Source organism: Halomonas sp. 3D7M (genome assembly GCF_014897885.1).
Classification (GTDB): domain Bacteria; phylum Pseudomonadota; class Gammaproteobacteria; order Pseudomonadales; family Halomonadaceae; genus Vreelandella.
The window spans coordinates 19700-25449 of sequence record NZ_JABUZF010000269.1 but is presented as its reverse complement, the minus strand read 5'-3'; the positions used below and the strand labels follow the sequence as shown (position 1 = coordinate 25449).

4 protein-coding genes and 1 pseudogene are annotated in these 5750 nt (G+C 56.7%); 2 read left to right on the top strand and 3 right to left on the bottom strand.

Annotated elements, in window-relative coordinates; genetic code table 11:
• Nucleotides 1-226: 226 nt before the first annotated feature.
• Nucleotides 227-1420: a formaldehyde dehydrogenase, glutathione-independent gene (gene fdhA, locus INT22_RS18660; RefSeq protein ID WP_009724036.1), complete on the bottom strand. Its 1194-nt coding sequence runs from the start codon at nt 1418-1420 to the stop codon at nt 227-229.
• Nucleotides 1421-1664: 244 nt separating this feature from the next.
• Here fdhA and INT22_RS18655 point away from each other — a divergent pair.
• Nucleotides 1665-3246, top strand: a pseudogene (locus INT22_RS18655) (BCCT family transporter).
• A gap of 67 nt (nt 3247-3313) precedes the next feature.
• On the top strand, nt 3314-4201 hold the full coding sequence (locus INT22_RS18650; protein ID WP_089039336.1) for a DMT family transporter: 888 nt from the start codon (nt 3314-3316) through the stop codon (nt 4199-4201).
• Between the two features lie 157 nt (nt 4202-4358).
• Here the strand turns inward: INT22_RS18650 and etfB are convergent, their stop codons facing one another.
• Both etfB and INT22_RS21535 read right to left on the bottom strand, forming a co-directional pair.
• Nucleotides 4359-5201 carry an electron transfer flavoprotein subunit beta gene (gene etfB, locus INT22_RS18645; RefSeq protein WP_193061723.1) on the bottom strand — a complete coding sequence of 281 codons (843 nt, stop codon included), beginning with the start codon at nt 5199-5201 and terminating at the stop codon, nt 4359-4361.
• On the bottom strand, nt 5191-5750 hold a 560-nt coding region (locus tag INT22_RS21535; RefSeq protein WP_226912906.1), incomplete at its 5' end, for an electron transfer flavoprotein subunit alpha/FixB family protein. The genes etfB and INT22_RS21535, both read right to left, overlap by 11 nt.

Below are 5750 nucleotides of genomic sequence, written 5' to 3'. Positions count from 1 at the left end.
GTTCACGGCCGCGGGGCTTGCCGCGAAAGCGGCGCTTGGGGGTCACGGTCTGGACGGTCATGGGTCACTCATTATTATTTTGATCGGCGTGATGCCGAATGAACGAAGACGGCACCCCGCGGGGTGCCGTCTAGGGTCTTACTATCAATCTTGAACTATCTATACCGAACTATCTACCTCGAACTATCTATCTCGTCTCCTCTACGGACGGGCAATTACTTCCGGCTTATGCAGGCACGCTGCCGTGGGGATCGATGACAAATTTCTTGGCGGCTCCGCCATCGAAGTCGGCATATCCTTGGGGCGCCTGATCCAGAGTGATCATCTGTACATTTACCGCATCGGCGATCTTAACTTTACCGAATAGAATAGCCTGCATCAGCGGGCGGTGGTACTTCATTACCGGGCACTGTCCGGTATGAAAACTGTGGGATTTGGCCCAGCCGAGGCCAAAGCGCATGCTCAAAGCACCCTGCTTAGCGGCATCATCAGCGGCACCTGGGTCTTCGGTCACATACAGGCCAGGAATACCGATTTGGCCGCCCGCGCGAGTTAGCGACATCGCCGAGTTCAGCACGGTCGCAGGTGCTTCTTTACCATGGTTGCAGCCGCAGGCGTGGGCCTCGAAACCAACACAATCGACAAAGGCATCGACTTCACGCTCGCCGAGAATCACCTCAATCTTGTCGGCCATGTCGCCGTCCTGGGTCAGGTCAATGGTCTCGCAGCCAAAGCTTCGCGCTTGAGCTAAACGGTCTTCGACCATATCGCCGACAATCACACAAGCCGCGCCAAGCAACTGCGCAGAAACTGCCGCCGCCAGACCCACAGGGCCAGCACCGGCAATGTAAACAGTGCTACCGGGGCCGACACCAGCAGTAACGCAACCGTGGAAGCCGGTGGGGAAGATATCGGACAGCAGGGTTAAATCTTTGATTTTCTCCATCGCTTGATCGGTGTCCGGGAACTTCAGCAGATTAAAGTCCGCGTAGGGAACCATGACATATTCGGTCTGGCCACCCACCCAGCCACCCATATCGACATAGCCGTAAGCAGCCCCTGGACGAGAGGGGTTCACATTTAGACAGATGCCGGTACGGCCTTCTTTACAGTTACGGCAGCGACCGCAGGCAATATTAAACGGCACCGAGACGAGATCGCCGGGCTGGATAAACTCGACGTCGCGACCACACTCGACCACCAAACCAGTGATTTCGTGACCCAGCACCAAGCCGGATGGCGCAGTGGTGCGGCCGCGCACCATATGCTGGTCGCTGCCACAGATATTGGTGGTGACGACTTTAAGAATGACGCCGTGCTCACACTTTCGATTACCGATGGCGAGCTCAGGATAGGCAATAGATTCGACGGCGACTTCACCCGGCCCTTTATAGACCACTCCGCGGTTGGCTGCATTCATGGCTAGCTCCTGTTGTTTATTGTTGTGCGCTTGATGGTGGATTGCGCTTTCCCACCCTATCCCCTCCGTGCCTAAGGACTTACCCCACAAAGGCACTCACATATCTATTCAAGACATCCTAGCCAAGACGAATAGCTAGAGGTCGCTTTCACGACACTCTTACCCTGAAACAGGCCCAACAATCCGTTGTGTCGGCGATGCGGGCGCATAGCCGATATCTAACAATAGCCACCAAGGACATCTAATGAAGAACAATGACGATCCTGTCCTGTCGCCCGGACAGGACAATACTCAGATAATGGGGTTAGATTTTCATAACCCCGTATTCCCACTCTCTGCTCTCGCCATTCTGCTATTCATTCTTTACGCACTGGTTTACCCGGATGCCGCTAACACGCACCTAGGGCTTGCCAAGAACTGGTCAATTGAACACTTTGACTGGCTGTTTATGATTGCAGGCAATACCTTTGTGGTGTTCTGCCTCGTACTGATCTGCTTGCCCCTCGGGCGAATTCGTTTGGGCGGCAGCGATGCCAAGCCGGAGTACTCGCGCACGTCCTGGTTCGCCATGCTTTTTGCGGCGGGTATGGGTATCGGCCTAATGTTCTGGAGCGTTGCTGAGCCAGTGGCCTATTACACCGACTGGTACGGTACGCCCCTCAACGCCCCCGCAGGCACGCCGGAAGGCGCTAGTGCTGCCATGGGCGCGACCATGTTTCATTGGGGGCTGCACCCGTGGGCAATCTACGCAGTTGTCGCACTCTCGCTGGCGTTCTTTGCCTATAATAAGGGCTTGCCACTCACGCTTCGCTCCGCCTTTTATCCACTTCTAGGTGAGCATACCCGCGGCTGGGCAGGTCATATCATCGATATTCTTGCCGTACTCGCCACCATTTTCGGCCTCGCCACCTCGCTTGGCTTTGGCGCTACCCAAGCGGCAGGTGGGCTCGCCTATCTGTTCGGCATCCCCAACACTATTGGCACTCAGCTGGCGATCATCCTAGTGGTCACGGTGATTGCACTATTCTCGGTATGGCGGGGTATCGACGGTGGCGTAAAGCTATTCTCAAACATTAATATGATCATCGCGGCGATACTGCTGCTATTCGTTGTGATAGCAGGCCCGACCCTGATGATATTGACAGGGATTGGCACCACAACGCTAGACTATGTAAGCCACCTTTTGCCGCTGTCGAACTGGATCGGACGCGAGGACGACACCTGGTACCACGGCTGGACCATCTTTTACTGGGCGTGGTGGATCTCCTGGTCTCCGTTTGTCGGCATGTTTATCGCTCGCGTCTCGCGTGGACGTACCGTTCGGGAGTTTCTAATTGCCGTACTGCTGGTACCAACGCTAGTCACGCTGGTTTGGATGAGCGCCTTCGGCGGTACAGCTCTTTTTCAGGCGACTAACGGCATTAGGCGAACTGGCCAACGGCATTGGTGATGTCTCACTCGCCATGTTCCATATGCTGGAACAGTTGCCTCTCACCAGCATAACGTCAACACTAGCCATTATCCTGGTGCTGGTTTTCTTCATCACTTCATCAGACTCCGGCTCGTTGGTAATCGATAACATCACCGCCGGTGGCAAAACCGATGCACCTAAGGGCCAGCGTGTTTTCTGGGCCGCACTTGAAGGCGTCATTGCTGGAGTGCTGCTGTATGGCGGCGGTAGCACCGCGCTCAGTGCGCTTCAGGCAGGCGCGGTAGCCACGGGGCTGCCCTTCACACTGGTACTATTAATGATGTGCGTCAGCCTTTACATAGGCCTTAATAAGGAGTGGCAACAACTTAACGCAATACCCAAAACCGCCAAGTAATCTCCCCCGCAACCGCCCGCCCAACCAGCGGGCGGTTGCTCTCTTTTACCGACCAGGAACCAAGACAATGCAGTCAAATTCTTACCAGCGCGGTCTGGCCATGGTGATACTGGGCGTGGTGTTCCTCAGTTTCGACGGTCTGCTGATCCGCCTAGCTAACACCGATGGCTGGACCATCGTATTCTGGCGCGGTTTCTTGATGTTCTGCGTGCTGGGAGTCCTGTGCTGTGTGGGTAATCGATTAGGGGCACTGAGAAGCCATCCGTTTTCGTCACTCGCCTCAGCGCTGCTGCTGGGTCTAATGTCGAGCCTCTTCGTCCTCGCAGTAATGAACGCCAATGTGGCCAACGTGGTAGTAATACTGAGCACAGCGCCACTGTTTGCCGCACTGTTTTCACGGGTTTTCCTACATGAAAAGGTGCCGCTAAGAACCTTGGTAGCCATTGCCGTCTGCATGCTGGGTATGGGTTTGGTGTTCTTGGGCGAAGGCGCCATGGGAATGCTGGCGGGTAACCTGTATGCCTTAACGGCTGCGGCGGCCATCGGCGGTAACCTGACCTTGCTACGCCGCTATCCCGCCATTGACCCCATGACGGTGATTGCTGGTGGCGGACTGCTCTCAGCAGCAATTGCTCTGCCCATGGCCTCGCCGCTGGCGCTTGATGCCGAGCGTTATGGCGTGCTGGCACTGATGGGGCTAGTGCAGATGCCTCTGGCCACGGTGCTGATCAATAGCGCCACCCGTTACCTGCCGTCTACCGAGGTGGCACTGTTTTACCTGGTGGAAACCGCATTGGGCACACTATGGGTGTGGTGGCTATTAGGCGAGACGCCAACGGCATCAACACTATTGGGCGGGGTCATCGTCATCACGGTGCTAGTACTACACGCCTGGATGGGGTTACATCTAGAAAGACAGCGCCTGCGGCTTTACCCTGGCTTTGCTGGCAAATAGGTCATAACAACATAGAAGAAGATAACGACAGAGAACGTAAAGACTTAAAACGTAAAGGCTTCGAAAATAAAGACTCAGAGATTAAATAATAGATAACAAGAAGCCCGCCAATAAAGGGCGGGCTTTAAGAGTGCTAACATGCCGTGATCAAAAGACTTCAGCGCAGCACGTCCTCTTCCTTGAGCAACTTGTAGATCGCCTCGGCGCCCTGCTCAGGGGTAACGTCGGTAAGCACTTGCCCGCCCTTGCCCTCGGCTTTGGAAGCCGCCGCCTTGAAGCGGTCTCTTGCAGAGGCGGCTTTGATGATTTTCAGACGCTTAGGCCGTTTACGTGCGGGGCTCAAGTGCCACTGGGCCAACTCACTGTCGGCTTCAGAGGTAGTGGGCGCCACCGAGAGGGTGGCTCGACGAGCCGGGCCGAAGGCGCTCTGACGCGCCGCCGGCGCTGCTTCATCCACGCTGATGATGGCGGGCAAGCGCACCTTGAGACGGCGACGCTGTCCCCGCGGCAGCGCCTGAAGCAGCGTTACCACACCATTTTCCACTGTCTCTATGGACGCCAAGCTATTCACTAACGGCCAACCGAGATGCTCCGCCAACGCATAGGGCAAAAGCCCAGAACCTTCTCCGCGCTCGGCCCGGGTACCGGTGATCACTAGCTGAGGTGAGGTAGCGGCTAAATGTTCCACCAGCGGCAGAATAGCATCGCTGCCTTCAGGCTGCTCCAGCAAAGTCATGGACTCAAGCCCCATACCAACGCCTGTGGCCATACCTAAGTAACTGCGCAGAGCTGCCTCGCTGTCGACATCCTGAGAACCAGCGTGCAGTACGTCAATCCGACTACCCGGCAGTTCTGCTTCCATGGCTAGGGCAAGCTCCAGACCCCGTGCATCCTGCTCGGCGCGCCTCGCACGACCGGTTGTGGGGTGACGGCCTATGGAGACCAGCACCGCTACGTCGATACCCGTTTTTTGTTGTTTTTGCTGTTGTTCAGGCCGCATCGCGCTGCCCTCCTCGCTGCTGTTCCACCATCGCCACTAACGCAGCAAGAATTTGCGTGCTGTCGCCTATCACCGCCAGGTCTGCGCGTTTGATCATGTCGCACCCCGGATCGAGATTGATGGCCACCACCTTGTCGCAGCGTTGAATGCCCTGTAGGTGCTGGATAGCGCCTGAAATACCCACCGCCATATAGACGCGGGCGGTTACCCAGGTTCCGGTTGCACCTACCTGCCGATCACGAGCCATAAAGCCGTCATCCACCGCGACACGCGAGGCCCCTTCGGTAGCACCGAGCACTTTCGCAGCATGGTGGAAGGCGTCCCACTGTTTAACACCATTGCCAGCAGAGAGGATGAACTCAGCCTCGGCCAGCGCCACACCAGCGGGATCCACTGCCACCTGCCCCAGGTCTTCAATGCGCGATAGAGTGGTGGGAATAGGCGCCGCCAAGGTCTGGCGCTCAGCCGCATGCCGCGTCTCATCCACCGGCTCAGCGCACTCGGCCAGTGCCAGGGCAACCCGCGGCAGAGGGCGCTGGATATCCAGGC